Annotated in this window: 26 protein-coding genes and 1 pseudogene; 1 reads left to right on the forward strand and 26 read right to left on the reverse strand. The window is 71.4% G+C overall.

The window, feature by feature from the left end:
- Positions 1 to 234: 234 nt before the first annotated feature.
- From ABD343_RS39480 to rpsB, 9 genes are all read right to left on the reverse strand, one after another.
- A complete protein-coding gene (locus tag ABD343_RS39480; RefSeq protein ID WP_344535594.1) occupies positions 235 to 1,269 on the reverse strand; it encodes an ABC transporter ATP-binding protein in 1,035 nt (344 codons plus the stop codon).
- Positions 1,270 to 2,967, reverse strand: a complete 1,698-nt coding sequence (locus ABD343_RS39485; RefSeq protein WP_344535596.1) for an ABC transporter permease — start codon at positions 2,965 to 2,967, stop codon at positions 1,270 to 1,272.
- Positions 2,943 to 4,019: a thiamine ABC transporter substrate-binding protein gene (locus ABD343_RS39490; RefSeq protein WP_344535633.1), complete on the reverse strand. Its 1,077-nt coding sequence runs from the start codon at positions 4,017 to 4,019 to the stop codon at positions 2,943 to 2,945. The genes ABD343_RS39485 and ABD343_RS39490 overlap by 25 nt, the downstream gene beginning before the upstream one ends.
- Positions 4,020 to 4,211: 192 nt before the next feature.
- Positions 4,212 to 5,324 (reverse strand): dual-specificity RNA methyltransferase RlmN, encoded by a 1,113-nt coding sequence (gene rlmN / locus ABD343_RS39495; protein WP_344535597.1) that lies wholly within the window; start codon positions 5,322 to 5,324, stop codon positions 4,212 to 4,214.
- A 145-nt stretch (positions 5,325 to 5,469) separates the two neighbouring features.
- Positions 5,470 to 6,579 (reverse strand): phosphatidate cytidylyltransferase, encoded by a 1,110-nt coding sequence (locus tag ABD343_RS39500; protein ID WP_344535598.1) that lies wholly within the window; start codon positions 6,577 to 6,579, stop codon positions 5,470 to 5,472.
- A 65-nt stretch (positions 6,580 to 6,644) separates the two neighbouring features.
- Positions 6,645 to 7,202 (reverse strand): ribosome recycling factor, encoded by a 558-nt coding sequence (gene frr / locus ABD343_RS39505; RefSeq protein ID WP_344535600.1) that lies wholly within the window; start codon positions 7,200 to 7,202, stop codon positions 6,645 to 6,647.
- Between the two features lie 149 nt (positions 7,203 to 7,351).
- A complete protein-coding gene (pyrH, locus tag ABD343_RS39510; protein WP_344535601.1) occupies positions 7,352 to 8,104 on the reverse strand; it encodes a UMP kinase in 753 nt (250 codons plus the stop codon).
- A 165-nt stretch (positions 8,105 to 8,269) separates the two neighbouring features.
- On the reverse strand, positions 8,270 to 9,106 hold the full coding sequence (gene tsf, locus ABD343_RS39515) for a translation elongation factor Ts (RefSeq protein ID WP_344535602.1): 837 nt from the start codon (positions 9,104 to 9,106) through the stop codon (positions 8,270 to 8,272).
- 137 nt (positions 9,107 to 9,243) lie between these two features.
- Positions 9,244 to 10,170 carry a 30S ribosomal protein S2 gene (rpsB, locus tag ABD343_RS39520; RefSeq protein WP_344535603.1) on the reverse strand — a complete coding sequence of 309 codons (927 nt, stop codon included), beginning with the start codon at positions 10,168 to 10,170 and terminating at the stop codon, positions 9,244 to 9,246.
- A gap of 373 nt (positions 10,171 to 10,543) precedes the next feature.
- Here rpsB and ABD343_RS41090 point away from each other — a divergent pair.
- Positions 10,544 to 11,164, forward strand: a pseudogene (locus tag ABD343_RS41090) (peptidoglycan DD-metalloendopeptidase family protein); the annotation flags it as partial.
- 427 nt (positions 11,165 to 11,591) lie between these two features.
- Here ABD343_RS41090 and ABD343_RS39530 read toward each other — a convergent pair.
- The 17 genes from ABD343_RS39530 to proS all read right to left on the reverse strand — a co-directional run bounded on the left by ABD343_RS39530 (position 11,592) and on the right by proS (position 26,687).
- Positions 11,592 to 12,149 (reverse strand): TetR/AcrR family transcriptional regulator, encoded by a 558-nt coding sequence (locus ABD343_RS39530; RefSeq protein WP_344535635.1) that lies wholly within the window; start codon positions 12,147 to 12,149, stop codon positions 11,592 to 11,594.
- 107 nt (positions 12,150 to 12,256) lie between these two features.
- On the reverse strand, positions 12,257 to 13,102 hold the full coding sequence (gene whiG / locus ABD343_RS39535; protein ID WP_344535604.1) for an RNA polymerase sigma factor WhiG: 846 nt from the start codon (positions 13,100 to 13,102) through the stop codon (positions 12,257 to 12,259).
- A gap of 280 nt (positions 13,103 to 13,382) precedes the next feature.
- Positions 13,383 to 14,447, reverse strand: coding sequence for a DNA-processing protein DprA (dprA, locus tag ABD343_RS39540; protein WP_425578377.1), 1,065 nt, complete (start codon positions 14,445 to 14,447; stop codon positions 13,383 to 13,385).
- 404 nt (positions 14,448 to 14,851) lie between these two features.
- Positions 14,852 to 16,465: a YifB family Mg chelatase-like AAA ATPase gene (locus ABD343_RS39545; protein WP_344535605.1), complete on the reverse strand. Its 1,614-nt coding sequence runs from the start codon at positions 16,463 to 16,465 to the stop codon at positions 14,852 to 14,854.
- Positions 16,465 to 16,848, reverse strand: coding sequence for a YraN family protein (locus tag ABD343_RS39550; RefSeq protein WP_344535606.1), 384 nt, complete (start codon positions 16,846 to 16,848; stop codon positions 16,465 to 16,467). Before ABD343_RS39550 ends, ABD343_RS39545 begins: the two co-directional genes overlap by 1 nt.
- A gap of 231 nt (positions 16,849 to 17,079) precedes the next feature.
- Positions 17,080 to 17,403: a DUF2469 domain-containing protein gene (locus tag ABD343_RS39555; protein WP_184776282.1), complete on the reverse strand. Its 324-nt coding sequence runs from the start codon at positions 17,401 to 17,403 to the stop codon at positions 17,080 to 17,082.
- Between the two features lie 39 nt (positions 17,404 to 17,442).
- On the reverse strand, positions 17,443 to 18,180 hold the full coding sequence (gene lepB, locus ABD343_RS39560) for a signal peptidase I (RefSeq protein WP_344535609.1): 738 nt from the start codon (positions 18,178 to 18,180) through the stop codon (positions 17,443 to 17,445).
- Between the two features lie 101 nt (positions 18,181 to 18,281).
- Entirely contained in the window at positions 18,282 to 19,103 is an 822-nt protein-coding gene (lepB, locus tag ABD343_RS39565) for a signal peptidase I (RefSeq protein ID WP_344535611.1), read from the reverse strand.
- A complete protein-coding gene (lepB, locus tag ABD343_RS39570) occupies positions 19,090 to 20,247 on the reverse strand; it encodes a signal peptidase I (protein ID WP_425578381.1) in 1,158 nt (385 codons plus the stop codon). Before lepB (ABD343_RS39570) ends, lepB (ABD343_RS39565) begins: the two co-directional genes overlap by 14 nt.
- A 484-nt stretch (positions 20,248 to 20,731) precedes the next feature.
- Entirely contained in the window at positions 20,732 to 21,430 is a 699-nt protein-coding gene (lepB, locus tag ABD343_RS39575; protein ID WP_344535612.1) for a signal peptidase I, read from the reverse strand.
- 43 nt (positions 21,431 to 21,473) lie between these two features.
- A complete protein-coding gene (gene rplS / locus ABD343_RS39580; protein ID WP_165302731.1) occupies positions 21,474 to 21,824 on the reverse strand; it encodes a 50S ribosomal protein L19 in 351 nt (116 codons plus the stop codon).
- Positions 21,825 to 21,955: 131 nt separating this feature from the next.
- On the reverse strand, positions 21,956 to 22,780 hold the full coding sequence (gene trmD, locus ABD343_RS39585; RefSeq protein ID WP_344535614.1) for a tRNA (guanosine(37)-N1)-methyltransferase TrmD: 825 nt from the start codon (positions 22,778 to 22,780) through the stop codon (positions 21,956 to 21,958).
- A gap of 40 nt (positions 22,781 to 22,820) precedes the next feature.
- A complete protein-coding gene (rimM, locus tag ABD343_RS39590; protein WP_344535616.1) occupies positions 22,821 to 23,342 on the reverse strand; it encodes a ribosome maturation factor RimM in 522 nt (173 codons plus the stop codon).
- A gap of 139 nt (positions 23,343 to 23,481) precedes the next feature.
- Positions 23,482 to 23,721 carry an RNA-binding protein gene (locus ABD343_RS39595; protein ID WP_209237778.1) on the reverse strand — a complete coding sequence of 80 codons (240 nt, stop codon included), beginning with the start codon at positions 23,719 to 23,721 and terminating at the stop codon, positions 23,482 to 23,484.
- Between the two features lie 2 nt (positions 23,722 to 23,723).
- Positions 23,724 to 24,173, reverse strand: a complete 450-nt coding sequence (gene rpsP / locus ABD343_RS39600; RefSeq protein ID WP_344535617.1) for a 30S ribosomal protein S16 — start codon at positions 24,171 to 24,173, stop codon at positions 23,724 to 23,726.
- 250 nt (positions 24,174 to 24,423) lie between these two features.
- Complete coding sequence (locus ABD343_RS39605) at positions 24,424 to 25,062, reverse strand: hypothetical protein (RefSeq protein WP_344535619.1); 639 nt, start codon at positions 25,060 to 25,062, stop codon at positions 24,424 to 24,426.
- 194 nt (positions 25,063 to 25,256) lie between these two features.
- Positions 25,257 to 26,687 carry a proline--tRNA ligase gene (gene proS / locus ABD343_RS39610; RefSeq protein ID WP_344535620.1) on the reverse strand — a complete coding sequence of 477 codons (1,431 nt, stop codon included), beginning with the start codon at positions 26,685 to 26,687 and terminating at the stop codon, positions 25,257 to 25,259.
- Positions 26,688 to 26,820 lie beyond the last annotated feature (133 nt).

The raw sequence follows: 26,820 nt of genomic DNA on the forward strand, positions 1-26,820 counted from the left end.
TGCTGGCGCGGGTGAACGGCCGCACCGAACTGCTGCGGATGCCGCGCACGGTGCAGGACTACGGCTCGGAGTGGCTGGCCCGTCTCGGCGAGGAGACCCGGCTGCTGGAGCGCGTCCTGCTGTGGTCACGCGGACGGACGGGGAGCCCTCACGTACGGAAGCCCTCACGGGCGTACGGGCGTACGGGCGTACGGGCGTACGGGCGTACGGGCGTACGGGCGTACGGGGAGCGTCTCAGGCGGCGAGCGGGACCACGTCGCGCGGGTCGAAGACCGCGCCGACCTCGTCGCCCTCCTCCGGCGCGTCCCGCAGGGTGCAGGCGGCCTCCAGGGGCGGCCCGTCCCCGTCGCCGGGGCGGAGCAGCACGGTCACGGACGACCCGTTGCCGCCGCGGAAGCTGCGGGCCTCGACCGTGCACCGCAGGCCCTCCTCGGGGGCGGCGAGGCGGACGCCGGTGGGCCGGACCAGCACCCGGTCGGCGTCCTCGGGCGTGCCCGCGGGGACGGGCAGCTTGCCCCAGGGCGTGTCGGCGACCTCGCCGCGCACGGTGGCGGGCACCACGTTGTCGAAGCCGAGGAAGCGGGCGACGAACTCCGAGGCGGGCCGCTGCCACACCTCCAGGGGCGGCCCGGACTGGGCGACGCGGCCCTCGCTCATGACGACGACGCGGTCGGCGAGCGCGAACGCCTCGCCCTGGTCGTGGGTGACGGCCAGCACGGTGGTGCCCAGGCGGTGGAAGAGGCCGCGCAGTTCGACGACGAGCCGTTCGCGCAGGCTGCGGTCGAGCTGCCCCAGCGGTTCGTCCAGCATCAGCAGCCGGGGCTGCGGGGCGAGCGCCCGCGCGAGCGCGACCCGCTGCTGCTCACCCCCGGAGAGCGCGGCGACGGCCCTGCGCTGGGCGCCGGGGAGCCCGACGAGGTCGAGGAGTTCGGCCACCCGGTCCTCGGCCTCGCGCCTGTCCGTACGGCGCATCCGCAGCCCGAAGGCGACGTTGCCGCCGACGTCGTGCTGGGGGAAGAGCTGGTGGTCCTGGAACATCAGGCCCACGCCCCGCTTGTGGGGCGGCACGCCGCGCTGGTCGTTCCCGGAGAGGAGCACCCGTCCGGCGTCGGCGTCCTGGAGCCCGGCGACGACCCGCAGCAGGGTGGACTTGCCGCTGCCGCTCGGGCCCAGCACGCACACGGTGTGGTGTTCCTCGACGTCCAGGCCGACCGCGTCCAGCGCCACGCGGTCGCCGAAGCGGACGGTGACGCCGTCCAGTCGCAGCATCTAGAACTCCCCTGGGCTGTCGGTACGGACGCGTTCGAGCGCGAGCAGCGTGCCCGCGCACACGAGCATCAGGACGGTGCTCAGCGCCATCGCCTGCCCGTAGTACATCTCCCCGGGGCGTCCCAGGAGGCGGGCGACGGCGACGGGCAGGGTCGGCGCGTCGGGGCGGGCGATGAACACGGTCGCGCCGAACTCGCCCAGCGACACGGCGAACGCGAAGCCCGCCGCGACCAACAGCGCCCGCCGCACGAGCGGCAGGTCCACCTCGCGCCAGGCCCGCAGCGGGGAGGCGCCGAGCACGGCGGCGGCCTCGCGCAGCCGTACGTCCACGGCGCGCAGCACGGGCAGCATGGTCCGTACGACGAACGGCACCCCGACCAGCGCCTGCGCGAGGGGGACGAGGATCCAGGACTCGCGCAGGTCCAGCGGCGGCTCGTCCAGGGCGATGAGGAACCCGAATCCGACGGTGACGGCGGAGGTTCCCAGCGGCAGCATCAGCAGCGCGTCGAACCCGCGCACGAGCCGTCCCGCGCGCCGTGTCAGCGCGGCGGCGGCCAGGCCGCCGACGACGAGCGCGATGAGCGTCGCGACGGCCGCGTAGGCGAGGGAGTTTCCGATGGCGGCGGCGGGCGCGACGACGAACGTGGCGCTGTCCGACTCGGCGCCCAGGGCGCGGAAGAACGCCAGCCCGTACCCGTCCGGACCGTTGAACGCCCGTTCGACGAGGACGGCGAGGGGCGCGAGGACGAGCAGCAGTGTCAGCCCCAGCACGGACCACAGCGCGGCCCACTGGGACGGCCCGCGCGGGCGCCGCGCGGTGGTCTGCGCCGGCACGAGGCTGAGCGTCGTCTCCCGCTTCCGCAGCGACCAGGCGTGCACGGCCAGCAGCGCGGCGACGGACGCGAACTGGAGGAGGGTGAGGACGGCGGCCGTCGGCAGGTCGAGGAGGGTGACGGTCTGCCGGTAGATCTCCACCTCCAGCGTGGTGAAGCGGGGCCCGCCGAGGACCTGGATGACGCCGAAGCTGGTGAACGTGAACAGGAAGACGATCAGCGCGGCGGCGGCCAGCGACGGCGCCAGCGCGGGCAGCGTGACCCGCCGCCAGGCGGCGAACCGCCCGGCGCCCAGCACCCGCGCCGCCTCCTCCTGGCGGGGGTCGAGCTGCGCCCACAGCCCGCCGACGGTGCGCAGCACGACGGCGTAGTTGAGGAACACATGCGCGAGGAGGATCGCCCACACGCTCGTGTCCATTCGCACCCCGAACCACTCGTCCAGGGCGCCCCCGCGTCCGGCGAGGGCGAGGAACGCCGAGCCGACCACGACGGTCGGCAGGACGAACGGGACCGTCATCACGGCCCGCAGCAGTCCCTTGCCGGGGAAGTCGAGCCGCGCGAACACGTACGCGCCGGGCAGCGCCAGCGCGAGGGTGAGCCCGGTGGAGGCCAGCGCCTGCCACAGCGTGAACCACAGCACGTGCAGCACGTCGGGGTCGGTGAGGACCTCCCCCACGCGGGCGGTGTGCCAGCGTCCTCCCTCGCGCAGCCCCCGTCCGACGATCGCGGCGACGGGCCACGCGAAGAGCACCGCGAAGAACACGGTGGGCACGGCCATCAGCCCGAGCCGCGTCCAGGTGCCGCGGGCGTTCCTCCGGGGCCGGGCGGCGGCTTCGCGGCTCACTTCACGACGAGCGAGGTCCATGTCTTGATCCACTGCTCACGGTTCTCGGCGATCCGGTCCGGGGCCATGGTGGCGGGGTCGTCGATCTTCTCGCCGTACTTGGTGAACAGCTCCGGCAGCGCCGCGTCCTTCCGGACGGGGTTGACGAACATCTGGAGCGGCATGTCCTCCTGGAACTCCTTGCTGACCAGGAAGTCCAGCAGGGCCTTGCCGCCCTTGGCGTTCTCGGCGCCCTTCAGCAGCCCGGCGAACTCGGTCTGCCTAAAGCAGGTGTCCTTGGCGATGCCGGTCGGCGCCTGCTTCGGCTGCGGCTTCTTGCCGAGGACCTCGACGGGCGGGCTGGAGGCGTAGGAGACGACGAGGGGGCGGTCGCCCTTGCCCTTGCCGTCGCGGGAGCCGCTGAAGCGGTCGCCGTAGGCCTGCTCCCAACTGTCGACGACCTCGACGCCGTTGGCGCGGAGCTTCTTCCAGTAGCCCTGCCAGCCCTTGTCGCCGTACTTGTCGGCGGTGGCGAGGAGGAAGCCGAGGCCGGGCGAGGAGCTGGCGACGTTCTCGGTGACGAGCAGGTTCTTGTACTTGGGCTCGATCAGGTCGTCGAGGGTGCGCGGCGGCGCGAGCTTCTTCCGCTCGAACCAGGCGCGGTCGTAGTTCACGCAGATGTCGCCCGTGTCGACGGGGGTCACGCGGTGCTTGTCCGCGTCGAGCTGGTGCTCCTGGGGCACCTTGTCGAGCCCCTTCGCCTCGTAGGGCGCGAAGACGCCCTTGTCGAGCGGGCGGGACAGCAGGGTGTTGTCCACGCCGAAAAGGACATCACCTTGCGGATGGTCCTTGTTGAGGACGGCCTGGCTGACGGCCGAACCGGCGTCGCCGCCGCGCAGGACCTTCACCTTGTAGCCGGTCTTCTCCGTGAAGTCCTTGAGGACCTTCTTGGAGGCGGCGAAGGAGTCGTGGGTGACCAGCGTGACGGTCTTGGAGTCGCTCCCGCCGCCCGAGCCGCCGCAGCCGGCGGCGACGAGGGCGAGGGTGAGGACGGCGGTCGTGGCGGCAGCGGCGCGCCGCGCGTGCTTGTTCATCGTGTGCATCGACTTCCTACCCGGCATGACCCGGGCGAGGTTCGAGGGTCTGCGGCGCCGTACGCGATGCTGTGTCCCGCGCACGGACGGCCGCACTCTCAGCGCTGTGAGCGCTCCCCTGTCGGCTGTGAGGTTGTCAGGCCACCATGACGTGACCCTGTTCGAACACTATCAGTCAGGGACCAGCAGGGATCAGCGCTCGGTCGCCGCGAGCTGGCCGCACGCGCCGTCGATCTCCTGGCCCCGAGTGTCCCGTACGGTCACGGGCACACCGTGCGACTCCAGCGTCCGTACGAACTCCGCCTCGTCCTCCGGACGGGACGCGGTCCACTTCGAGCCGGGCGTCGGGTTGAGCGGGATCAGGTTCACATGGACCCGCTTGCCCTTCAGGAGACGGCCCAGCAGGTCGGCTCGCCACGCCTGGTCGTTGATGTCGCGGATCAGCGCGTACTCGATGGAGACGCGGCGGCCGGACTTCGCCGCGTACTCCCACGCGGCGTCCAGGACCTCGCTCACCTTCCACCGGGTGTTGACCGGCACGAGGGTGTCGCGCAGCTCGTCGTCGGGGGCGTGCAGGGAGACCGCGAGGCGGCACTTGAAGCCCTCGTCGGCGAAGCGCAGCATCGCCGGGACAAGGCCCACCGTCGAGACGGTGATGCCCCGCTGCGAGATGCCCAGCCCGTCGGGCTCGGGGTCGGTCAGCCGGCGGATGGCGCCGACGACCCGCTTGTAGTTGGCGAGGGGCTCGCCCATGCCCATGAACACGATGTTCGAGATCCGCGCGGGGCCCCCGGGAACCTCGCCGTCGCGCAGGGCGCGCATCCCGTCGACGATCTGGTGCACGATCTCGGCCGTCGACAGGTTCCTGTCGAGGCCCGCCTGCCCGGTGGCGCAGAACGGGCAGTTCATCCCGCAGCCCGCCTGCGAGCTGATGCACATCGTCGCCCGGTCCGGATAGCGCATCAGCACGGACTCGACGAGCGTCCCGTCGTGCAGCTTCCACAGCGTCTTACGGGTCGTGTCGTTGTCGCACGTGATGTGCCGCACGACGGTCATCAGCTCGGGCAGCAGCTCGGCCGCGAGCTTCTCGCGGGCCGCCGCGGGGATGTCCGTCCACTGCTCCGGGGCGTGCGCCAGGCGCGCGAAATAGTGCTGCGAGAGCTGCTTGGCGCGGAACGGCTTCTCGCCGGCGGCGGCGACGGCCTCGCGGCGCTCCTCGGGTGTGAGATCGGCAAGGTGCCGCGGCGGCTTCTTGACCCCGCGGGGGGCGACGAAAGTCAGTTCTCCAGGGGCGGGCCCGGGCATGGGCTGGTACTCCTCAGTGCGGCGCGTGATGGCTGCCCTGCGGGTGCGGGGACGACGGCTGGGTGATGCCTGCGCCAGGAGACCTGACCGGGCGAACCCCGCCGCAGAGAAGCAGCAGACCCATCCAGCGTAACCGGAGTGCGGATCAGCCCGCGCCGACGAAGACCACGAACAGCAGCCACACCACGGGCGCCGTCGGCAGCAGCGAGTCGAGGCGGTCCATGATCCCGCCGTGGCCGGGCAGCAGCGTGCCCATGTCCTTGATGCCCAGGTCCCGCTTCATCATCGATTCGCCCAGGTCACCCAGGGTCGCGGTGATCGCCACGGCCAGCCCGAGCAGCAGTCCCTGCCACCAGCTCCCGTCGTCGATCATGAACTGGGTGCACAGCGCCCCCGCCGCCATGGCGAACGCCACAGCCCCGGCCAGGCCCTCCCGGGTCTTCCCGGGGCTGATGCGGGGGGCGAGTTTGTGCGTGCCGAAGCGCCAGCCGACCGCGTACGCGCCGGTGTCGCTGACGACCGTCAGGATCAGGAAGGTCAGCACGCGCCACGGCCCGTCGTCCGCCGCGAGCATCAGCGCGACGAACGTCGCCAGGAACGGCACGTAGAACGCGGCGAAGACACCCGCCGTCACGTCCCGCAGATAGTCCGCGGGCGGCTCCGTCATCCGCCACACCAGGACCGCGAGGGCCGTGAGCGCCACGGCCACCCAGGCGCCCTCCGCGCCCCGCACATAGCCCGCGACGACCATGGCGGCACCGCCGACCGCCAGGGGCACCAGGGGAGCGCGGATGCCCTTGCGCTCGTTCAGCCGCGACGTCAGCTCCCACAGGCCCACCACGACGGCGACGACGATCACGCCGACGAAGACCGGCTTGTAGAGGAACAGCGAGGCCAGGATCACCACGCCCAGGCCGAGGCCCACCCCTATGGCCGCACGCAGGTCACGGCCCGCCCTCTTCTTCCCCTTGTCCCCCTCGGGAGCGGGCGTGGGAGCAGGGGCGGGTGCGGGCTCCTGGGCGCCGCGGCCCTCCGGCTCGTCACGGAAGCGCGGGCGCTCCTCCGGACCGCCGGAGTCACCTGGGTCGGACACAATGGGCATAGGCCGAGTCTGCGACACATCGCCGCCGACGTCGTGCCCGGCAGGCGCCCCGCCGGCACGCGGAGGAGCCGCTCCGGCCCCGGCGGGCCCCTGGTCGGGAGGACCCCAGTACCCCGCGCTCGGTGGCGGCGCTCCCCAGGTTGAGTCGTTCACAGATTGCAGCCTTCGACCTTGGACCTCGGATCGTGGACGGGGGGACGCTCGGGCTTCGGGGCCCGTCAGACTTCGAGCAGCTCGGATTCCTTGTGCTTGAGCAGCTCGTCCACCTGCGCGACGTACTTCGCGGTGGTGTCGTCCAGCTCCTTCTCGCCGCGCCGGCCCTCGTCCTCGCCGACCTCGCCGTCCTTGATGGCCTTGTCCAGGGTCTCCTTGGCCTTGCGGCGGACGCTGCGGATCGAGATCTTCGCGTCCTCACCCTTGGTCTTGGCGACCTTGATGAACTCCCTGCGGCGCTCCTCGGTCAGCTCCGGGAAGACCACCCGGATGATGTGGCCGTCGTTCGACGGGTTCACGCCCAGGTCGGAGTCGCGGATGGCCTGCTCGATGTTGCGCAGCGCGCTCTTGTCGAACGGAGTCACCACCGCCATCCGGGGCTCCGGCACCGAGAACGACGCCAACTGGTTGATGGGCGTGAGCGCGCCGTAGTAGTCCGCCACGATCTTGTTGAACATCGCCGGGTGCGCACGGCCGGTGCGAATAGCGGCGAAGTCCTCCTTGGCGACGACGACCGCCTTCTCCATCTTTTCCTCGGCTTCGAGGAGGGTCTCTTCGATCACCACGTGCTCCTGGTTCGATGAATGAGCCTGACTGCTTCATCCGGGGCAGTGACGCGGCCAACCGCGCCACGGCACGGCTCCGGCCCCCGCAGTGCCCTGATTCCTGCACGGTGTCCGACCGGCAGGCTGTTGTCCATCCCCGTACCGGGTCAGTCCCGGGTCCCCTGGTTGCTGACCAGGGTGCCGATCTTCTCACCCTTGACCGCCCGCGCGATATTGCCTTCGGCCAGCAGCTCGAAGACGAGGATCGGCAGCTTGTTGTCGCGGCACAGGGTGATCGCCGTCATGTCGGCGACCTTGAGGTCCCGGGTGATGACCTCGTCGTACCCCAGCGCGTCGAACTTCACGGCCGCCGCGTTGTGCGCGGGGTCGGAGTCGTAGACACCGTCGACGCCGTTCTTGCCCATCAGCATCACTTCGGCGTTGATCTCCAGCGCGCGCTGGGCCGCCGTCGTGTCGGTGGAGAAGTACGGCATGCCCATGCCCGCACCGAAGATCACCACGCGGCCCTTCTCCAGGTGCCGCACGGCGCGCAGCGGGATGTACGGCTCCGCGACCTGGCCCATGGTGATGGCGGTCTGCACGCGGGAGTCGATGCCCTCCTTCTCCAGGAAGTCCTGGAGCGCCAGGCAGTTCATCACCGTGCCGAGCATGCCCATGTAGTCGGACCGTGCCCGGTCCATGCCCCGCTGCTGGAGCTCGGCGCCGCGGAAGAAGTTGCCGCCGCCGATGACCACGGCCACCTCGTAGCCGTCCTGGACGACCGAGGCGATCTCCCGGGCCACTTTGTGCACGACGTCGGGGTCGACACCGAGTCCGCCGCCTCCGGCGAACGCCTCGCCGGAGAGCTTCAGCAGAAAGCGCCGCCGACGGTCGCCGTCTTTGTCGGTGTCATTGCTCATGGAGATCTCCTCGTGCACATACGAAGGAGGCCACTGCCGTCGGATCCTCGCGGGTTCCCATCGCGGCAATGGCCTCCTCGTCACAACTGCCCTGTGCCCGACCCTATCGGGCCCGTGCCGGTTCCCGTGTACGGAACCGGCCTGCGGGATACGTCAGGGGGGCCGTCAGGCGCCGACGCGGAAGCGGGCGAAGCGCTTCAGCGTGACACCGGCCTCGTCCAGGACCTTCTGGACGGACTTCTTGTTGTCCTTGGCGAACGGCTGGTCGAGAAGGGTGTTCTCCTTGAAGAAGCCCTTCACGCGGCCCTCGACGATCTTCGGAAGGGCGGCCTCCGGCTTGCCCTCCTCCTTCGCCGTCTCCTCGGCGATACGGCGCTCGTTGGCGACGACATCGGCCGGAACCTCGTCCTCGGACAGGTACTTCGGCGCGAACGCGGCGATGTGCTGCGCGACGTCCTTGGCGATGTCCGCGTCGGCCTTGTCCAGCTCGACCAGCACGCCGACCTGCGGCGGCAGGTCCGGGCTGGTGCGGTGCAGGTACGAGCCGACGTACGCGCCGGAGAACTGCGCGAAGCGGTCCAGCACGATCTTCTCGCCGAGGCTCGCGTTGGCCTCGTCGACGTAGGCCTGGACGGTCTTGCCGGACTCGATCTCCGAGGCCAGCAGCGCGTCGATGTCGGCCGGGGAGGTCGCCTCGACGTGCGCGGCGATGGCCTCGGCGACGGTGACGAACTTGTCGCCCTTGGCGACGAAGTCGGTCTCGCACTTCAGCTCGACGAGCACACCGGCGGTGCTGTCGTCGGTGATACGGACGACGACCGCGCCGTTCTCGGCCGTGCGGCTCTCGCGCTTGGCGACGCCCTTCTGGCCCTTGACGCGCAGGATCTCGACGGCCTTGTCGACGTTGCCCTCGGCCTCGTCCAGCGCCTTCTTGCAGTCCATCATGCCGGCGCCGGTGAGCTCCCGGAGCTTCTTGACGTCGGCGGCGGAGTAGTTCGCCATGGTCTGTGAATCTCTTCTCGAAAAGTCGATGAGGTGGGTTCGGTCTGCGACAGACCGAGGCGCTTCACGGGCGTACGGCGGGGGCTCCCGGCCCCCGCCGTATCACCGTGAAACCTCTGCCCGAACGGGCTGACGGATCAGGCCTCGGCGGCGGGCTTCTCGTCGGCCTGCTCGGCGTCCGCGGCCTTCTCGGTCTCGGCGGAGGTCTGCACCTCGGCCTCGGCGGCGGCCTCGTCCTTGACCTCGGCGGCCTCGGCGGGACGCTCGGCGGTCTCGGCCTTCTCCGCCTTCTCGCCCTCCAGGAGCTCGCGCTCCCACTCGGCCAGCGGCTCGCCGGACGCCTTCTCGCCCTTGCCCTCGCCCGAGCCACCGGACGAACGGGCGATGAGGCCCTCCGCCACGGCGTCGGCGATCACGCGGGTGAGCAGGGTGACGGAGCGGATCGCGTCGTCGTTGCCCGGGATCTTGTAGTCGACCTCGTCCGGGTCGCAGTTGGTGTCGAGGATCGCGACGACCGGGATGTTGAGCTTGCGCGCCTCACCGACGGCGATGTGCTCCTTCTTGGTGTCCACGATCCAGACGGCGCTCGGCACCTTCTGCATCTCGCGGATACCGCCGAGGGTCTTCTCCAGCTTCGCCTTCTCGCGGGAGAGGACCAGCAGCTCCTTCTTGGTCAGACCGGAAGCGGCCACGTCCTCGAAGTCGATCTGCTCAAGCTCCTTGAGGCGCTGCAGACGCTTGTAGACCGTCGAGAAGTTGGTCAGCATGCCGCCGAGCCAGCGCTGGTTCACGTAGGGCATGCCCACGCGAGTGGCCTGCTCGGCGATGGCCTCCTGGGCCTGCTTCTTGGTGCCGACGAACATGATCGAGCCGCCGTGCGCGACGGTCTCCTTGACGAACTCGTAGGCGCGGTCGATGTACGACAGCGACTGGAGCAGGTCGATGATGTAGATGCCATTGCGCTCGGTGAAGATGAAGCGCTTCATCTTCGGGTTCCAGCGGCGGGTCTGGTGCCCGAAGTGGACGCCGCTCTCCAGCAGCTCCCGCATCGTGACGACGGCCATGGCCGTTCTCCTTGAACTACTCGGTTGTCATCAGCGGCGGCCGGACGGCCACCGCTTGCCTGACGCCCCTGGCGCGCTGCCCGGGAGTGCCGTCAGAACCGTCTGACCAGCCGCTCCGAGGACCGAGATGCGCGGCCACCGGGTGAGGGTGGCGGGGCGTGCGAAGTCAGCCCGGTCACCCGGGCCGCACCAAGAGTGTACGGGACCCGGACGGCAGGCCGTGTCCCACGGGGTGGCCACGGACGCCCCGGGCCCGCCCCACGACGCACCCCACCCCCCTCGCACGAGTGACGCCTTTGTCCACAACCCGCGAGTTACCCACAGAAAACCCCCATGATCCCCCTCCCCCGACAATCCCCACGACAGTCTTCCCATGCACCGCCACACACCCCGCCGCCACCGGCCCCGCCCCCGCCTCCTGGCAGCCCTCACGATCACCCTCGTCGCCCTCGCACCCACGGTGATCACCGGCAGCACAGGACCCGGAGCCGACGCGGCGGGCGCCGGAACCGGTGCACCAGGGCCGACGGCCCACCAAGACGCTCCCGCACCCGGCCCCCGGCTCCCCAACACACCGGGTGCGGGAGCTCCCCGACCGGAGCCGGAACGAGAGGCGGAGGAGGAGGGAGGGGTGGGGGGAGGGGGCGGGGGACGCGCGTGGCCTGTGGCCGGCGACTCCGGTGCCCGCCGTCCCCTCGTCGTACGGGCCTGGGAGCCGCCGCCCGAGCCGTGGCAGGCCGGGCACCGGGGCGTCGACCTGGCGGCGCGGGTCGGTCAGCGGGTGCGGGCGGCGGCGCCGGGGCGGGTTTCGTTCGCGGGGAAGGTCGCGGGCCGCGGGGTGGTCGCGATCACGCTGACGGGCACGGGGCGGCCTCCGCTGCGCCTCACGTACGAGCCGGTGCGGGCCTCGGTCCGCAAGGGTGAACGGGTGGCCGCCGGGGAGGTGGTCGGCACACTGACGGCCGCGCGGCCCGCCGGTGGCGCCGGGCACTGCCCGGGCCGTATGCGGTGCCTGCACTGGGGCCTGCTGCGGGGTGAGCGCTATCTCGATCCGCTGTCGCTGCTTCCCGCCGCGCTGCTGGGCGGCGGGCCGTCACGGCTGCTGCCGGTGTTCGGGGTGCCGTTCCCGGAGGGCGGGGCACGGGGCCGCGTGATCGCCCGGCCGGAACGGATGGGTGCCCCCGCCGGACGGTCCGCGGGCACTGGCGGTACGGGGACGGGCGTGGTCGCGGCCGGGGGCGCGCTGCTCCTGGCGCTCACGGCGGCCTGGGCTCACCGTCGCCTGCTCCGGCGCGCGCCTGGCGGGCGGCATCGCGCCCGACGAGCCCCGGGGCGGGGGCTAGCTGCTCATGGTGGCGCGGGCCCCTCGGACCTGTCGCACATGCCGGTCCCGTCGGACTTGTCGCGCCGCCCCTCGGGGCTCAGCCCTGGACGCCGCGCAGGGCCATGGCCGCGGCGGCGTCCGCGATCTGTTCGGGGTCCTCGGCAGCACCGAGCTCGATCCGGCGGACCGCGGAGTCGACGACGCCCTGGAGCAGCATCGCGGCAAGCCGCGGCTGTTCATGGCCGAGATCGGCGAGGGCTTCGACGACCATCGCGATCAGGCCGCCATGGGCGGCGCGGATGCGCTCGCGGGCGCCCGCGTCCAGCTCGCCCGCGGAGATCGCGACGACGGCGCGGTGGCGCCGGTCGCCGACGAGAGCGAGCTGCCGACGGACGTATGCCTCGACCTTCGCCTCCGGCGTCGGGGCCTCGGCCATGGCGGCCTCGACCTCGGCAGCCCAGACGGGGAAGTCGACGGCGCACAGTTCCTCGACGACCGCGGCGCGCGAGCGGAAGTACTCGTAGACGGAGGAGCGCGCGAGGCCCGTGCGCTGTGCGAGGGCGGGGAAGGTCAGGGCCTCCGTTCCGCCTTCGGACAGGAGTGACCTGGCGGCGTCCAGCAGGGCCGCGCGCTGCATGGTCCGGTGCTCGGCCACGGAGGCCGCTCGAATCCTGGGCACACCTCTAGCTTACGGAGGTGAGGCTCATCGTCATACGGGCAGGCCCGATCGGCAGGACCGATTCAGCGATACGGGCCTCCGTGTCAGCGTCCGACGTCGGCCATCTTGGCCCGGAGCTGGAGGACGGACTTGGTGTGGATCTGGCTGACGCGGCTCTCGGTGACGCCCAGCACCTGGCCGATCTCGGCGAGGGTGAGGCCCTCGTAGTAGTAGAGGGTGACCACCGTCTTCTCCCTGTCCGGGAGGGTGTTGATGGCGCGGGCGAGGAGGCGGCGCAGCTCGCGGTCCTCGGCGATCTCTACGGGGTTGTCGGCGGCGGTGTCCTCAAGGGTGTCCATCAGGCTGAGCCGGTCGCCGCCTTCGCCGCCCACGTGGAGCAGCTCTTCGAGGGCGACGACGTTGGCGAGGGACAACTGGCTGAAGACGCCGTGCAGTTCTTCGAGGGGGATGTCCATCTCCGCGGCGACCTCGGCCTCGGAGGGGCTGCGGCGGAGCTTGGCCTCCAGGGTGGCGTAGGCGCGTTCGACGGCGCGGGCCTTCTGGCGGACGGAGCGGGGGATCCAGTCCAGGGCGCGGAGTTCGTCGATCATGGCCCCGCGGATACGGGTGATGGCGTAGGTCTCGAACTTGATGGAGCGCTCGGGGTCGAACTTCTCGATGGCGTCGATCAGCCCGAAGATTCCGGACGAGACGAAGTCGGCCTGCTCCACGTTGGCGGGGAGACCGACGCTGACGCGGCCCGCGACGTACTTGACCAGGGGTGAGTAGTGCAGGATCAGTTGCTCGCGCAGCCTGCCGTCACCCGTTCCCTTGTACGACCGCCAGAGCTCTTCCAGTGTGCTGGGCGCGGTCCTGGGCGCAGCGTCGTCGACGGCGGTCGTTGCTGCGGCGGTGGCCGTGCGGTCAGGCCCTGGGATGTGCTGAGGCATGGGTCGCCTTGAGCCGTTCTGCTGGATGGTGGTCTGTAGGTGTGCCTGTAGGGATGGGAGGCCGTGCGTCTCATTGAGAGATGGTGTGAGCGTAACGTGACTGCGGCATCGCAATGTGCGACCGGGTGATCGTTCCGACATGCGGTGGCAGGTGCTCCACCCGGGGTGCTGGTGCGGTGTGGGTGACCACGTGCACGGCGGCACCGGAGGGTGCCGAGCGGCGGGTGGGTGCACATGGCTCAGCCTTTCACTCGATAGCCCCAGGTCAAGGACCGCCTCATCACCCGATGGAGTGTCGGTCAGGTGACCGGATCAACTGCCAGCCGTCGCCCTCCCGTTCGACGAATCCGAGGGCCCGCAGCTCATGGAGCCGCGCGAGGGCGAGGGCGGGTGGAGTGCACGCGGCGCGGGACAGCCGCTCGACGGTGACGGGACCGCGGGCGGGCAGCGCCTCCAGGACGCGGGCGGTCTCGCCGCTCAACAGGTCGCGTGCGACGGCCGGTCCACGGCGGTCCGGTGCCAGCTCGCCCATGGTGCCGACGAGTTCGATGATCTCGGCGGCGTCGGTGACCAGGGCGGCCTCTCCGCGCAGCAGTTCGTGCACGCCGGCGGAGAGGCCGGAGGTCACGGGGCCGGGGACGCCCATGGTGTGGCGGCCGAGTCGCTGGGCGTGGCGGGCGGTCACGAGGGACCCGCTGCGCAGCGCCGCCTCGACGACCACGGTGCCGCGGGTGAGTGCGGCGATCACTCGGTTCCTGAGAACGAATCTGCTGCGGGTGGGGTGGTCTCCAGGCGGGAGCTCGGCAATCAGGAGGGCGCGTTCCGCGAGGCGTTCGATGAGTTCGCGGTGGCCGGGCGGATAGGCCATGTCGACGCCGCAGGCGAGGACGCCGACGGTGGGGCCGTGCACGGCCATGGCGCCCCGGTGTGCGGAGCCGTCGATGCCGTGCGCGGCGCCGGAGACGACGGTCCAGCCCCGTTCGGCGAGGTCGGCGCCGAGATGGGCCGCGGTGTGCGCGCCGTAATCCGTGCAGGCGCGGGCGCCGACGACGGCGACGGAGCGCAGGGACCAGTAGCGCAAGGACGGGGTGCCGCGCACCCACAGGCCGAACGGCTTGGCAGTGCCCAGGTCGTCGAGCTGACAGGGCCATTCCGGGTCACCGGGGCAGAGGAAGCGGCCTCCTCTCTCCTGGGCCCGGGCGAGGTCCGTGGCGGGGTGGGCTTCTTCGGCCCGGAGGCGGAGGCCCGCCCATCGCTGCGCGCCGGCGCCGGGGAGGGCCGGGCCGTCGGAGGCGAGCGCGGCGAGGATCTCGTGCGGCCCGTACTTCTCCAGCCACTCGCCCATCCGCTGGTCGCCGGGGTCGGCGATCCTGGTGAGCGCCGCCCTGGCGTGACGCTCCGCGTCCGGGCCGCTCCCACCCGTCTCCGGCCCCGGTACCGTCTCCGGTCCCGTTCCTGGTCGCGGCGCCGGTCCCGGTCCAGGACCCGCCTCCGCCTCCGTTCCCGGCTCAGGGCTCGTCCCAGGGCCAGCTCCCCGTGCCGGCCCAGGACGGCCTGCGCCCGGTCCCGGTCGGCGTTCTGGCCGACGCTCCGTCGACCGGTCTGGTCGCCCTCCCGGTTGCCGGTCCGGCCGTCCTCCCGGTCGCCGGTCCGGACCCGGCCTCTCCCCCGAATCCGGTCCCCGCCCCGGCCCGGGGTCCCGTTCCGGCAAGGGCGGTTGGGCGTCGGCGGGCGGGCCGGTGGTCGCGCTCATGCGAAGTCTCCCTGGAGGGCTCCTCGGCGGACGCCTGTGCGGAGCTCCAGCGCGAAGCCGACGTCCTCGTGGTTGGGGCGATCGTGGCCCGCGAGGTCGGCGACGGTCCAGGCGACGCGGAGGACGCGGTCGAGGCCGCGGGCGGTGAGCCTGCCGCACTCCAGGTCCGCCTCGGCTTCGCCGAGCGCTCCGGGGAGGGCCGGATAGCGGGTGCGGAGCTCGTGGCCGGGGACCTCGCTGTTGGTGCTCCAGGGGGTGCCCAGGAAGCGTGCCGCGGCTCTTTCCCGTGCTTCGCGGACGCGCTCGGCGGCCTGAGCGGTGCTCTCGGAGCGGCCTCCGTTGGCGAAGAGCTCGTGGCGGGCCAAGGGCTCGACGCCGACGCGCAGGTCCACGCGGTCCAGGAGGGGGCCGGAGAGTCTGGCGTGGTAGCGCCGGACGGAGGCGGGCCTGCACTCGCATTCGCCGCCGGGGCCGCCGTACAGCCCGCAGGGGCAGGGGTTGGCGGCGAGGACGAGGAGGAAGCGAGCCGGCATGCGCATCATCCCGGCGGCGCGGGCGACGACGATGCTGCCGGATTCGAGCGGCTGCCGCAGCGCGTCGAGGACGCGTGTGGCGCACTCCGCGGCTTCGTCCAGGAAGAGCACCCCGTGGTGGGCGAGGGAGACCGCGCCGGGGCGGGGCAGGCCGCTGCCGCCGCCGACGAGGGCGGCCATGGTGGCCGAGTGGTGCGGGGCGCAGTACGGCGGCCGGCTGACGAGGGGCTGGCCAGGCGGCAGGGCTCCGGCGACGGAGTGGACGGCGGTGACCTCCAGGGATTCCTGTGGGGTGAGGTCGGGGAGCAGCCCGGGGAGACGCTCGGCGAGCATGGTCTTGCCTGCTCCGGGCGGGCCTTCGAAGAAGAGGTGGTGCCGTCCGGCGGCGGCGATCTCCAGGGCGCGGCGGGCGCGGGTCTGCCCGGCCACGTCGGCGAGGTCGGCCACGTGTTCGTTCCCCGGCATGCCGATGAGGCCCGGGGCGGCGTCGGGGAGGGCGGGGAGCCCGGCGAGGAACGGGGCCGGGGGCTCGCCGTCCTGCGGGGTCTCCTCCTCGGGGACGGGTTCGTCGGCGAGGAGGGCGATGAGCTGGCGCAGGCTCCGGACGCCGAGGACGGTGACGTCGGGCACGAGGGAGGCCTCGGGAGCGGCCTGCTCGGGGACGACGACGCGCTTGTATCCGGCGTCGGCAGCGGCGAGGACGGCGGGGAGGACGCCGCGCACGGGGCGGACGCTGCCGTCGAGGCCGACCTCGCCGATCATCGTGAGCCCGGCGATCTCTCTGGGGTCGACGCGCTCGGCGGCGGCGAGGATGGCGCAGGCCACGGCGATGTCGAAGCCGCTGCCGCCCTTGGGGACGGAGGCGGGGCTGAGGCCTACGGTGAGCTTCTTCTGGGGCCAGGCCACGCCGGAGTTCACGATGGCCGCGCGGACTCTGTCGCGGCTCTCGGTCAGGCTCTTGTCGGGCAGGCCCACGAGGGTGAAAGCGGTGACGCCCGGCTCCAGGTCGGCCTGGACCTCCACGAGGACGCCGTCGACCCCGATGAGCGCCACGGCGCAGGTGCGTGCGAATCCCATCAGCCCACTCCCCGTACGTGCTGGATCAGGGGTGCCCCGCGCTCCGGGAGCAGGACACCGACAAGGTCGATGCGGACTCCTCCGGGAGGGAGCCGCCCGTACCGCATGAGCCAGTGATCGCTGAGCCAGCGGGCGGCGAGGCGGCGCAGGCGCGCGGTCTTGCTGGGCGACAGGGCCGCCATGGGATGCTCGAACACGCCGTGGCGGCTCGCGCGGCGTGTCTTGACCTCGCAGACGGCGAGCGCGTCGGCGTCGCGCGCGATGAGGTCGATCTCTCCTTCGGCGCATCGCCAGTTCCTCACGAGGACGGCCATGCCCTCTTCACGCAGCCGGCGTGCGGCCAGGTCTTCTCCATAGCGGCCGATTGCCACTCGGGCGTTCATCCGCACCACCTCCGGCATCGACTGTGCCGGGCCGGGAGGCGGCGCGGGGATCGGCGTGATTTCCGGGGAAAACCCCGCTCCTGTGGATAACTCGCTCACCCTCACGGGTGAACACACCGGACCCCGGGAGCCGGAGCAGGGCGCTTCTCACCCCTGAAGGGCAGGGCCCTACCCCAAAAGACCGGATCCCCTCTGAGAGGCAGAGCTCTTCCCGCGAAGCCGGAGCTCAGCTCACCCCTTGAAGCCCGAGTCCTCGGGGAGGTCGAGGTCGCTCTTGTTGAGCTCCTCGATGTTCACGTCCTTGAAAGTGAGCACGCGTACCTGCTTGACGAACCGTGCGGGCCTGTACATGTCCCACACCCACGCATCCGCCATGGAGACCTCGAAGAAGACCTCACCCTGGACCGAGTGGACCTGCATCTCATAGTCATTGGTGAGGTAGAAGCGGCGATCGGTCTCGATCACGTACTTGAACAGCCCGACGACATCTCGGTACTCCCGGTAGAGCTTGAGCTCCATCTCGGTCTCGTACTTTTCGAGGTCCTCGGCACTCATGGCATGTTCCCCTTCAGCCGTGCGTCCCCCTATTGTGCGTCACCCTGCCCGGTCCCGGGCCGAAGATGACATGCGCCGCGCGATCGGTCCGTACGCGGCACCGCCGAGGATGAGGACGGCGCCCGTCACGATCGCGATCACGAGGGGGCGGAGCGGCCCTGGATCCGAGGTTCCGCCCGGCAGCGCGGCGAAGCCCGGCGGCTCGGGCAGCATCCCGGATCCGCTCATCGGCCAGGCGACGGCGTCGACACGGGCCTTCACGGCGGAGCGGGGCACGGCGCCGCCGTCGGCGTCCTTGAGGTGGACGCGGGAGTCCAGGGACTCCAGGCGGTTGTCGCCGAGCAGGAAGAGCTTCCCGCGGGGGATGGTCGTCGGCTCGAAGGCCCGCTGCCCGTCCTTGCCCGTCGAACGCAGATACGGTTCGTCGACGGGCTTGCCGTCGACGGTCAGCCTGCCCGCCTTGTCGCAGCAGGCGACCTTGTCCCCGCCGACGCCGACCACGCGCTTGACCATGGGCGAGGCGCCCCACACCTTGTCCTGGAAGACGACGACGTCGCCGCGCCGGACCGTGTCGCCGTCCGTACGTTCGGCCAGGACGCGGTCCCCGGACTTCACGGTGGGGTGCATGGAGTCGGTCGGCACCGTGTACGGCTGGTAGAGCACGGCTCCCCAGACGAAGCCGCCCAGGAAGAGCACACAGCCGAGGGCCACGGCCACCCCGGACAGTATTCCGCCCAGACGGCCGTGGCCCTCGCCGCCACGTCCTGCCTCGCTCATCGCCGCACCGCACTCCCGGGTCGTCCGTCACACTCCCGGGGCCCCGGCGAAGCGGGGCCCCGAAGATCTGCGCGCACCCTACCCGTGGGTACCCGACGGCGTCAGCCCTTGCCGGTCTCCTGACCGGCGGTCACGACGGAGTCCTTGGCGATCAGGCGCCTGCGCCGCCACAGCACCAGCGGGACGGCACCGGCCAGGCCGAGCGCCCCGGGCGCGGCGGCGGCCGCGTGGGCCGAGAGCCCCTTCTGGTCGAAGGTGTCCGGCACCGGCAGCGTGCCCCAGCGGTTGATCGGCCAGGCCTTGACGATGGCGCGGCCGACGACCTGCTGCTCGGGCACGAAACCGCCGCCCTGCTGGTTCTGGTGGTACCGCGAGTCGAGCGAGTCCTGACGGTGGTCGCCCATGACCCACAGCTTCCCGTCCGGCACCTTCAGCGGCCCGAACGGCTTGTCGCCGCAGGGCGTGTTGCCCGGGTAGAGGTACGAGGACTCGTCCAGGGCCGTGCCGTTGACCTTGACCTTGCCGTTCTCCTTGCACTCGACGGTGTCGCCGCCGACCGCGATCACGCGCTTGATCAGGTCCTTCTCGTTGGCCGAGGGCATCAGGCCGATGAAGCTGAGCGCCTTCTGGACGACGTTCTCCTCGATCTGCGCCTCCGGGAGCCAGCCGCCCGGGTCGTGGAAGACGATGACCTCGCCGCGCTCCGGGGTGGACCCGAACCACGGCGTGAGCTTGTCGACGAGCACCCTGTCGCCCCGCTGCAGGGTGTTCTGCATCGAGTCGGACGGGATGGAGAACGCCTGCACCAGGAACGTTTTGATCAGCAGCGCCAGGATCAGCGCGATGCCGATCAGGATGGGCAGTTCCTTCCAGAAGGAACGCTGCTTCTTGTTCTTGCCCGCGCCGCTGCTACGGGAGGTCATGGCGGCCGCTCCCTCCCCGTCGGTCCCGGCGGGCCCGCCATCGGCCGCTCTGTTCACGGCGGGCGGCTCCTTGTCGCTCGCTCCGCCCCGTCCTCCGGGACGCTCGTCCTCCGGATCGCCGGAACCGGACCGTGCGCCAACCGCCAAGTCCCCCACATCCACTCCTCACACTGCGCTGCCGCCTGTCCGAGAGCCGGTACAGGCCCACCACTCCCATAACGAGCGGGAGTTCCGCAGAGAACGGGAGTCGCACCACTGGATTGTTACTGGCGCCGGACGCCGAGGCGGGCGCGCCGCGCGCATCCGGTACCGAAGCATATGTCTCGGGTTCTTCCAGACGTCGCCAGTGCCCGAACGGCCATGCGATCACGACCGCGCGACCGACGACGAGATCCTCAGGAATCGTCCCCTTGTCCGGCTCCCGCAGGTGATAGCGGGAGTCGGCCGAGTTCGACCTGTGGTCACCCATCACGAATACCCGACCGATGGGGACCTGCACCTTGAACTTGAGCTGCGAAGGCTTGTTCCCCGGATGCAGGTACGGCTCCTCCAGGGGCTCGCCGTTCACCGTCACCCGGCCCTGCTTGTCGCAGCATCGCACCGTGTCGCCGCCGACCCCGACGACCCGCTTGATCAGGTCCTGCTCGTCGTCGGAGGGCAGCAGGCCTATGAAGGTCAGGAATTCCTTGCCCTGCTTGATGCCGATGGGCGGATCTTCCTTCTTTTTCTTCTCCTTCTCCAGCCAGCCGCCCGGGTCCTTGAAGACGACCACGTCGCCGCGCTCCGGCTTCGAGCCGAACCACGGCGTGAGCTTGTCGACCAGCACCCGGTCGCCGATCTTGATGGTCTGTTCCATCGAGCCGGACGGGATCACGAACGCCTGCACGAGGAACGTCTTGAGCACCAGCGCGATCAGGAGTGCGACCCCGATGAGGATCGGTATCTCCTTGGTCGCCGAGAGCCTCCGGCGGCGCTTGATCCGCTTCGCGGCCCGCCGCCGGGCGGCCCGCCCCTGACCGGGCCCGCGCAGCGTACGCCGCCCGGCGCCGGTCTCCTCCCCGTCCCCGTCCTCGCCCCCGGCCTCAGGCTCCGGACCGGACAGCGGCTCCGGTCCCGGCTCCGGCTCCGCCGCCACCTCCGGCATGTCCGGTACGGGCGCAACGGGCGCAACGGGCCCCGGCTGCCGCCCGTACGGACGCGGCTGCGGCGGATAGGCCTGAGGTCCCGGAGGAGGCGCGGAGTAATCGAAGGGCTCGCTGTAGTCGTACCCGCCGTTGTAGTCGTACGGGCGGCCGTTGCCGTTGTACGTCCCGTTGCCGTTGTACGCTCCGGTCCCGCTGTACGTCCCGGTCCCGCTGTAGGCCCCGTGGCCGTTCTGGCCGTTCTGGCCGTTCGGCCCGTTCTGGTCGCTCGCTCCGTACGCGCCGTTGCTCCCGTACGGCTGCTCCCCGTAGCCGTAATCCGGCTGCTGCGGAACGGGGCCGGCCGATGCCCCGTACGGCGCCTCGTAGGACGCCTGGTCCTCGTACTCGCTCGGGACGCCGTAGTCGTACCGGCGGGGCGGTCGGGGGCCCGGGCCGGGGGGTCCGGGCGGGCCCTGACGGTCTCCGGGCCGCTGACCGCGGCGGTCAGCCATGGCGCACCGAGCCCAGGCGGCCGAAGGGCCAGCCGATCCAGTCGGCACGGCCGATGACGTGGTCGACGGGAACGGTGCCGCCGCCCGGCTCGCCCAGATGGTCGCGGGAGTCGCTCGACATGGAGCGGTGGTCGCCCATCACCCACAGCCGCCCGCTCGGGACCTCCGTCTCGAAGGGAACGGCGGAAGGTGTGTCTCCGGGGTGCAGATAGGCCTCGTCCACCGGCTCACCGTTCACCTCGATCCTCCCCCGCTTGTCGCAGCAGCTCACCCGGTCGCCGCCCACGCCGATCACGCGCTTCACATAGTCCGACTCGGCGGGCTCGACCAGGCCGGTCACGGCTCCGGCCTTGCGCAGGAGAGCGGTCACGGGGTTCCCGCCGGAACCCTCTTCCCCCGCGAAATTGCCGGTGCCGTCAAAGACCACAACGTCTCCGCGCTCCGGAAGGTTGCCGAACCGGTAGGCGAGCTTGTTCACCATGACCCGGTCGCCGACGCGCAGGGTCGGCTCCATCGAAGAGCTCGGAATCAGAAAAGGCTGCACCACAAAGGCGCTGGTCAGCAAGAGGACCCCGACCAGCACGGCGGCACCGACGCCGACACGAAAGGAGCGCGACCGGCCCTTCCTCCCCTCTTCGGGGTCGGGAGAGCGGTCGCGCTCCGGTTCGTCGTGCTGTGCGTCCGTGTCCATCGAGCCGAAGCCTAACCGGCGGCGGAACGGACGCGGCGAGAGATCAGCTCTCGCGCTTCTCCTTGATCTTCGCGGCCTTGCCGCGCAGGTCACGGAGGTAGTAGAGCTTGGCGCGGCGGACGTCACCGCGGGTCACGACCTCGATCTTCTCGACGATCGGGGTGTGCACCGGGAAGGTGCGCTCGACGCCGACGCTGAAGCTGACCTTGCGGACCGTGAAGGTCTCGCGGACGCCGGCGCCCTGGCGGCGGATGCAGACGCCCTTGAACTGCTGGACACGAGAGCGGTTGCCCTCGATGACGCGCACGTGCACGTTGACGGTGTCGCCCGGGCGGAAGGCCGGGACGTCGCTCCGCAGGGAGGCCGCGTCGACGCTGTCGAGAAGGTGAGACATGTCCGTCTGCTTTCCTCGCTGATGCCACAGGTCATCAGCGGAATGATCGTGATGATGATTCGGGAGCCGCCACTCCGTGCGGGCGTTGGTCCCCCTGTGGCAGGGTCGCGCGCCGGACGTGAGGCAGCGGCCTATTCTTCCACGGCCTCCCCGGACAGCCAAAATCGGCCGTCCGTTCCCTGCCGCCAGCCCAGCTCCTCCAGGGCGGCGCGGTCGTGCTTGTCGAAGGCGTCCGGGTCGCAGCGCGCGATCAGGTCGGGCCGGTGCGCGGTCGTACGGGCGAGGGCCTGGTCGCGGCGCCAGCGGGCGATCTTCCCGTGGTGGCCGCTCACCAGCACCTCGGGGATGCCGCGGCCGCGCCACTCGGGCGGCTTGGTGTAGACGGGGCCTTCCAGGAGGTCGGCCATGGCGCCGGGCGCGAAGGAGTCGTCGCGGTGGGACTCGGCGTTGCCCAGGACGCCGGGCAGCAGGCGCGCGATGGCCTCGACCATGACGAGGACGGGGGCCTCTCCCCCGGCCAGCACGTAGTCGCCGATGGAGACCTCGCGCACGTCGAGGCGCTCGGCGTACGCGTCGATGACGCGGCGGTCGATGCCCTCGTAGCGGGCGGGCGTGAAGACGAGCCAGGGCTTGCCGGACAGCTCGACGGCCAGCTCCTGGGTGAAGGGGCGTCCGCTGGGCGTGGGGACGACGAGGACGGGCTCTCCGACGTCCGGACCGTCGGCCCCGGACTCCAGTACGGCGTCGAGGGCCTCGCCCCAGGGGTCGGGCTTCATGACCATGCCCGGGCCGCCGCCGTAGGGGGTGTCGTCGACCGTGTGGTGCCGGTCGTGGGTCCAGGCGCGCAGGTCGTGGACGCGGACGTCGAGGTCGCCGCGGGCGCGTGCCTTGCCCACGAGGGAGACGTTCAGGGGCTCCAGGTACTCGGGGAAGATCGTGACGATGTCGAGTCTCACCGCTGCCTCCGCCGCCTCGTCCGCCGGCCCGTCCGGCGCTTCACAGGGACTCGTTCTCGTCGAGGAGGCCGGGGGGCGGGTCGATGACGACGCGCTGCGCCTCCAGGTCGACCTCCGGCACGATCTCGGTGACGAAGGGGATGAGCACCTCGCCGCCGCCCTCGCGGCGGACCACGAGCAGGTCCTGGCCCGGCGGGTGGGCGACCTCCTCGATACGGCCGACGGACGTGCCGTCGCGGGTGACCACGTCGAGGTCGGCGAGCTGGTGGTCGTAGAACTCCTCGGGGTCCTCGGGCCGCTCCTCGGGATCGACCTCGGCGACGAGGAGGGTGTTGCGCAGGGCCTCGGCGGCGGTGCGGTCGCGGACGCCCTCGAAGCGCAGCAGGAGGCGCCCGCTGTGGACCCGGCCGCTCTCGATGGTGAGCGGACCCGCGGAGGAGGGGTCGGTGGTGAGGACGGCGCCGGGGCCGAGGCGCAGTTCGGGCTCGTCCGTCCTGACCTCGACGGTGACCTCACCCTTGATTCCGTGAGCGCGGCCGATGCGCGCGACGACTAGCTGCACTGTTGCTACTCCGTGCTCGGTCTGTGCTGCCCGTGGGGAGAGGGGGCACCGGGAGGGTGCCCGTGGACGCGACGACGGGCCGGGGTCGGCGGAATCGCCGTCCCCGGCCCGTGCCGGTGCTGCGTGGTGCGCTTCGGCTTCAGCGGACCTGGTCCACGTCGACGAGGTCGACACGGACTCCACGGCCGCCGAGGGCACCCACGACGGTGCGGAGGGCGCGGGCCGTGCGGCCGTTGCGCCCGATCACCTTGCCGAGGTCGTCGGGGTGGACCCGGACCTCCAGCACGCGTCCGCGGCGCAGATTGCGGGAAGCGATCTGCACCTCGTCGGGGTGGTCGACAATGCCCTTCACCAGGTGCTCGAGGGCCTCCTCGAGCATCCTCACGCCTCGGTCGACTCGGAGGACGCCGACGAGGCGGCCTTGTCGCCCTCGTCCGCCTTCTTCTCGGACTTCTTCGCCTTCGGGGTGATGGCCTCACCCTTCGGCTCGTCGCCGGACTCCTTGGCGGCGGCCTCGAAGAGGACCTTCTTGTCGGCCTTCGGCTCGGCGACCTTCATCGGCTCCGGGGCCGGGAGGCCCTTGAACTTCTGCCAGTCACCGGTGACCTTGAGGATGGCCGCGACCGGCTCGGTCGGCTGCGCGCCGACACTCAGCCAGTACTGCACGCGCTCCGAGTCGACCTCGATGCGCGAGGGGTTCTGCACCGGGTGGTACAGGCCGATCTCCTCGATGGCACGGCCGTCACGGCGCGTGCGGGAGTCGGCGACGATGATGCGGTAGTGAGGCGAACGGATCTTGCCCAGACGCTTCAGCTTGATCTTGACTGCCACGGGTGTGGTGTCTCCTGGTCTTGACGTGGGTGGACACGACGCGGCCCCGCGTGGGGTTGCGGTGCCCGGGGTGTCCGATGGACGCGTCAGCCGGAGGAGAGAGGGGTCCTGTGCGGCTGTCGAGTTCAGCCGTCCATGATGCCACACGCGTGGGTGCCTGCCGAACCGCGCCCCCGCCTCCCTCCCGGGGGCCGCGCCCGGAGGCCCGGCCCTGGAGGGAGCGCACACGCGAGGACGCCGCCGGTGCGTGTCAGCCGACCGCCGCGACGGGTTCCGCGGTCGGCTTGCTCTTGGTCTCGATCGGGTCGACGGGGTCGACGGGGATGCGGAACTGCTTGCCGCAGGCGCCGCACATGATCGGCGCCTGCGCCAGGACGGAGGGGACGACGCGGACGTTGCGCCCGCAGTCGCAGACGGCCTTGACCCGGACGCCTCCCCCGGAGGAGCCGTGCCGCGCGGCGGGCCCGCGGAAGCTGCGGCCGGTGTCGGTCTCGGTGGCGGCGCTGTACGCCTTCAGGGCGCGCTGGAGGCGCTCGATCGTGGGCCGGTAACGCCTTCTCGTGTCGGGGGTGAGGACCACCAGGGAGAAGCCGCTGCTGGGGTGCGGCTCCTCCGGGTGGTCCAGACCCAGCTCCTCGGCGATCGCCAGGAAGCGTCGGTTGTGATAGCGGCCGGCACGCGAGGTGTCCCGGACACCGCGCGCCGCGGCGATTCCGTGGACCGCCTCGTGGAGCAGCCGCTCGAAGGAGAGACCAGCGCCACAGGCGGACGACGACTCTCCGATCAGTGATTCGGGCGCGGCCAGATCTGGCAGCTCGGGATGGTGCCGTTGAATGTCGGCCCAGGCGGCTGCCAGTTCGGCGGCGAGAACTGGTGGTGTCGTGCTCACGTCGTTCCCAACGAGCAGGAGTGCCCCAGTGTTCCGATTCCAGGGCATCCCAAATAATTTGCACGTACCAGTCAGTTCACACTGATGGGTCTGGACGAGGGCGGGTGCGCAGATCTGAGGAGAACCCGCACACCCGTCTCAAGCCGGGACGTATCGCCAGATAGTCCCTCTGTCGTAGTCCGGGCGCCCCTGTCTCAGTAGGCGCGGGCGACCACTGCCAGGTTCCCCGGCGCGTCGTCCGTCTCCGGGACGGTGCCGTCCTCGGCGACCAGGCAGCGCACGGTCACCGACCGCTCGGCGAGCTTCTCCTCGCCCTCCGGGCCGAGCACGGACCACGGGATACGGGCCCAGCCCCCGGCGGTCGCCGCCTCGGCGGCCTCCTCGATCGTACGCACGTCGCTCGTGCGGCTCTCGCGCAGCTCCCTGGACTGCCGCAGCAGCAGGCCCTGTTCCTCCTCCAGCAGGTCCGGGAGGAGGCCGGGGAGCGCGTCGGCGCGGACCGGCTCCTTGCCGCCCCGCACGCGCCGCACGAGCATCGCGGTGCCGCCGTGCTCGGGCTCGCGCTCCAGGTCACGGGGCCCGATCTCGATACGTACGGGGACGCCCTTGAGTTCCCAGTCGACGGCGCGGCGGCCGAAGGGGGTGTCGGTCCTGTCGTCTGCCTGGGCGCGGATCCCGGCGGCGCGCAGCGCGTCGGTGACCTCGCGGACCTTGGCGAGCACGGCCTCGTCGCCCTTGACGGCGAGCACGACGGCCTGGACGGGGGCGAGGCGGGGCGGCAGACGGAGGCCGTCGTCGTCGCCGTGGGCCATGACCATCGCGCCGACCATGCGGGTGGTGCTGCCCCAGGAGGTCTGCCAGACGTATTCGCGGCCGCCCTCGCGGGAGAGGTACCGGGTGCCGAAGGCGCGGGCGAAGTTCTGGCCCAGCTCGTGACTGGTGCCCATCTGGAGGGCCTTGCCGTCGCCCATCATCGCTTCGAGGGTGAGCGTGTTGAGGGCGCCCGCGAACCGTTCGCGGGCGGTCTTGCGGCCGGGGACGACGTCGATGGCGAGGACTTCTGTCATGAAGTCCTCGTAAACGCGGCGGTGGATGCGCGCCGCGAAGTCGCGCGCCTCCTCGTAGGTCGCGTGCGCGGTGTGGCCCTCCTGCCAGAGGAACTCGGAGGTGCGCAGGAAGAGGCGGGGGCGCATCTCCCAGCGGACGACGTTGGCCCACTGGTTGATCAGCAGGGGAAGGTCCCGGTAGCTCTGGATCCACCGGGAGAAGTGGTCGTTGATGATCGTCTCGGAGGTGGGGCGGATGACCGCGGGCTCCTCCAGCTCTTTGCCGCCGCCGTGGGTGACGACGGCCAGCTCGGGCGAGAAGCCCTCGACGTGCTCCGCTTCCTTCGTCATGTAGGACTGCGGGATGAGGAGGGGGAAGTACGCGTTCTGTGCCCCCGCGTCCTTGATGCGGGCGTCCATGCCCTGCTGCATCCGTTCCCAGATGGCGTAGCCGTACGGTCGGATCACCATCGTGCCGCGCACCGGGCCGTTCTCGGCCAGCTCCGCCTTGCCGACCAGCTCTTGATACCAGCGCGGGAAGTCCTCCGAACGGGGCGTGAGGACGGGTGATTTCGCCATGCCGGGCATGGTACGGCCGCCTGTCCTGCCCCGGGGCACCGGAGGGCGCACACGGTGGCCGGGGCGCACCGGAGGAGCGCGGAAGACATACCGGCGCACCCCCTGGACGCACGGACAGATGCGCTGTTCCCTG

This window comes from Streptomyces albiaxialis (assembly GCF_039530985.1).
In the GTDB taxonomy this organism is placed as follows: domain Bacteria; phylum Actinomycetota; class Actinomycetes; order Streptomycetales; family Streptomycetaceae; genus Streptomyces; species Streptomyces albiaxialis.

Bases quoted from the DNA above. Each gene is read 5' to 3' on its own strand.
- ABD343_RS39480 (WP_344535594.1), bottom strand. From the start codon at position 1,269: ATGCTGCGACTGGACGGCGTCACCGTCCGCTTCGGCGACCGCGTGGCG.
- ABD343_RS39485 (WP_344535596.1), bottom strand. From the start codon at position 2,967: ATGGACCTCGCTCGTCGTGAAGTGAGCCGCGAAGCCGCCGCCCGGCCC.
- ABD343_RS39490 (WP_344535633.1), bottom strand. From the start codon at position 4,019: ATGAACAAGCACGCGCGGCGCGCCGCTGCCGCCACGACCGCCGTCCTC.
- rlmN (WP_344535597.1), bottom strand. From the start codon at position 5,324: ATGCCCGGGCCCGCCCCTGGAGAACTGACTTTCGTCGCCCCCCGCGGG.
- pyrH (WP_344535601.1), bottom strand. From the start codon at position 8,104: ATGAGCAATGACACCGACAAAGACGGCGACCGTCGGCGGCGCTTTCTG.
- tsf (WP_344535602.1), bottom strand. From the start codon at position 9,106: ATGGCGAACTACTCCGCCGCCGACGTCAAGAAGCTCCGGGAGCTCACC.
- rpsB (WP_344535603.1), bottom strand. From the start codon at position 10,170: ATGGCCGTCGTCACGATGCGGGAGCTGCTGGAGAGCGGCGTCCACTTC.
- whiG (WP_344535604.1), bottom strand. From the start codon at position 13,102: ATGCCTCAGCACATCCCAGGGCCTGACCGCACGGCCACCGCCGCAGCA.
- dprA (WP_425578377.1), bottom strand. From the start codon at position 14,447: ATGGGCGAGTGGCTGGAGAAGTACGGGCCGCACGAGATCCTCGCCGCG.
- ABD343_RS39545 (WP_344535605.1), bottom strand. From the start codon at position 16,465: ATGGGATTCGCACGCACCTGCGCCGTGGCGCTCATCGGGGTCGACGGC.
- ABD343_RS39550 (WP_344535606.1), bottom strand. From the start codon at position 16,848: ATGAACGCCCGAGTGGCAATCGGCCGCTATGGAGAAGACCTGGCCGCA.
- ABD343_RS39555 (WP_184776282.1), bottom strand. From the start codon at position 17,403: ATGAGTGCCGAGGACCTCGAAAAGTACGAGACCGAGATGGAGCTCAAG.
- lepB (WP_344535609.1), bottom strand. From the start codon at position 18,180: ATGAGCGAGGCAGGACGTGGCGGCGAGGGCCACGGCCGTCTGGGCGGA.
- lepB (WP_344535611.1), bottom strand. From the start codon at position 19,103: ATGACCTCCCGTAGCAGCGGCGCGGGCAAGAACAAGAAGCAGCGTTCC.
- lepB (WP_425578381.1), bottom strand. From the start codon at position 20,247: ATGCCGGAGGTGGCGGCGGAGCCGGAGCCGGGACCGGAGCCGCTGTCC.
- lepB (WP_344535612.1), bottom strand. From the start codon at position 21,430: ATGGACACGGACGCACAGCACGACGAACCGGAGCGCGACCGCTCTCCC.
- rplS (WP_165302731.1), bottom strand. From the start codon at position 21,824: ATGTCTCACCTTCTCGACAGCGTCGACGCGGCCTCCCTGCGGAGCGAC.
- ABD343_RS39595 (WP_209237778.1), bottom strand. From the start codon at position 23,721: ATGCTCGAGGAGGCCCTCGAGCACCTGGTGAAGGGCATTGTCGACCAC.
- proS (WP_344535620.1), bottom strand. From the start codon at position 26,687: ATGGCGAAATCACCCGTCCTCACGCCCCGTTCGGAGGACTTCCCGCGC.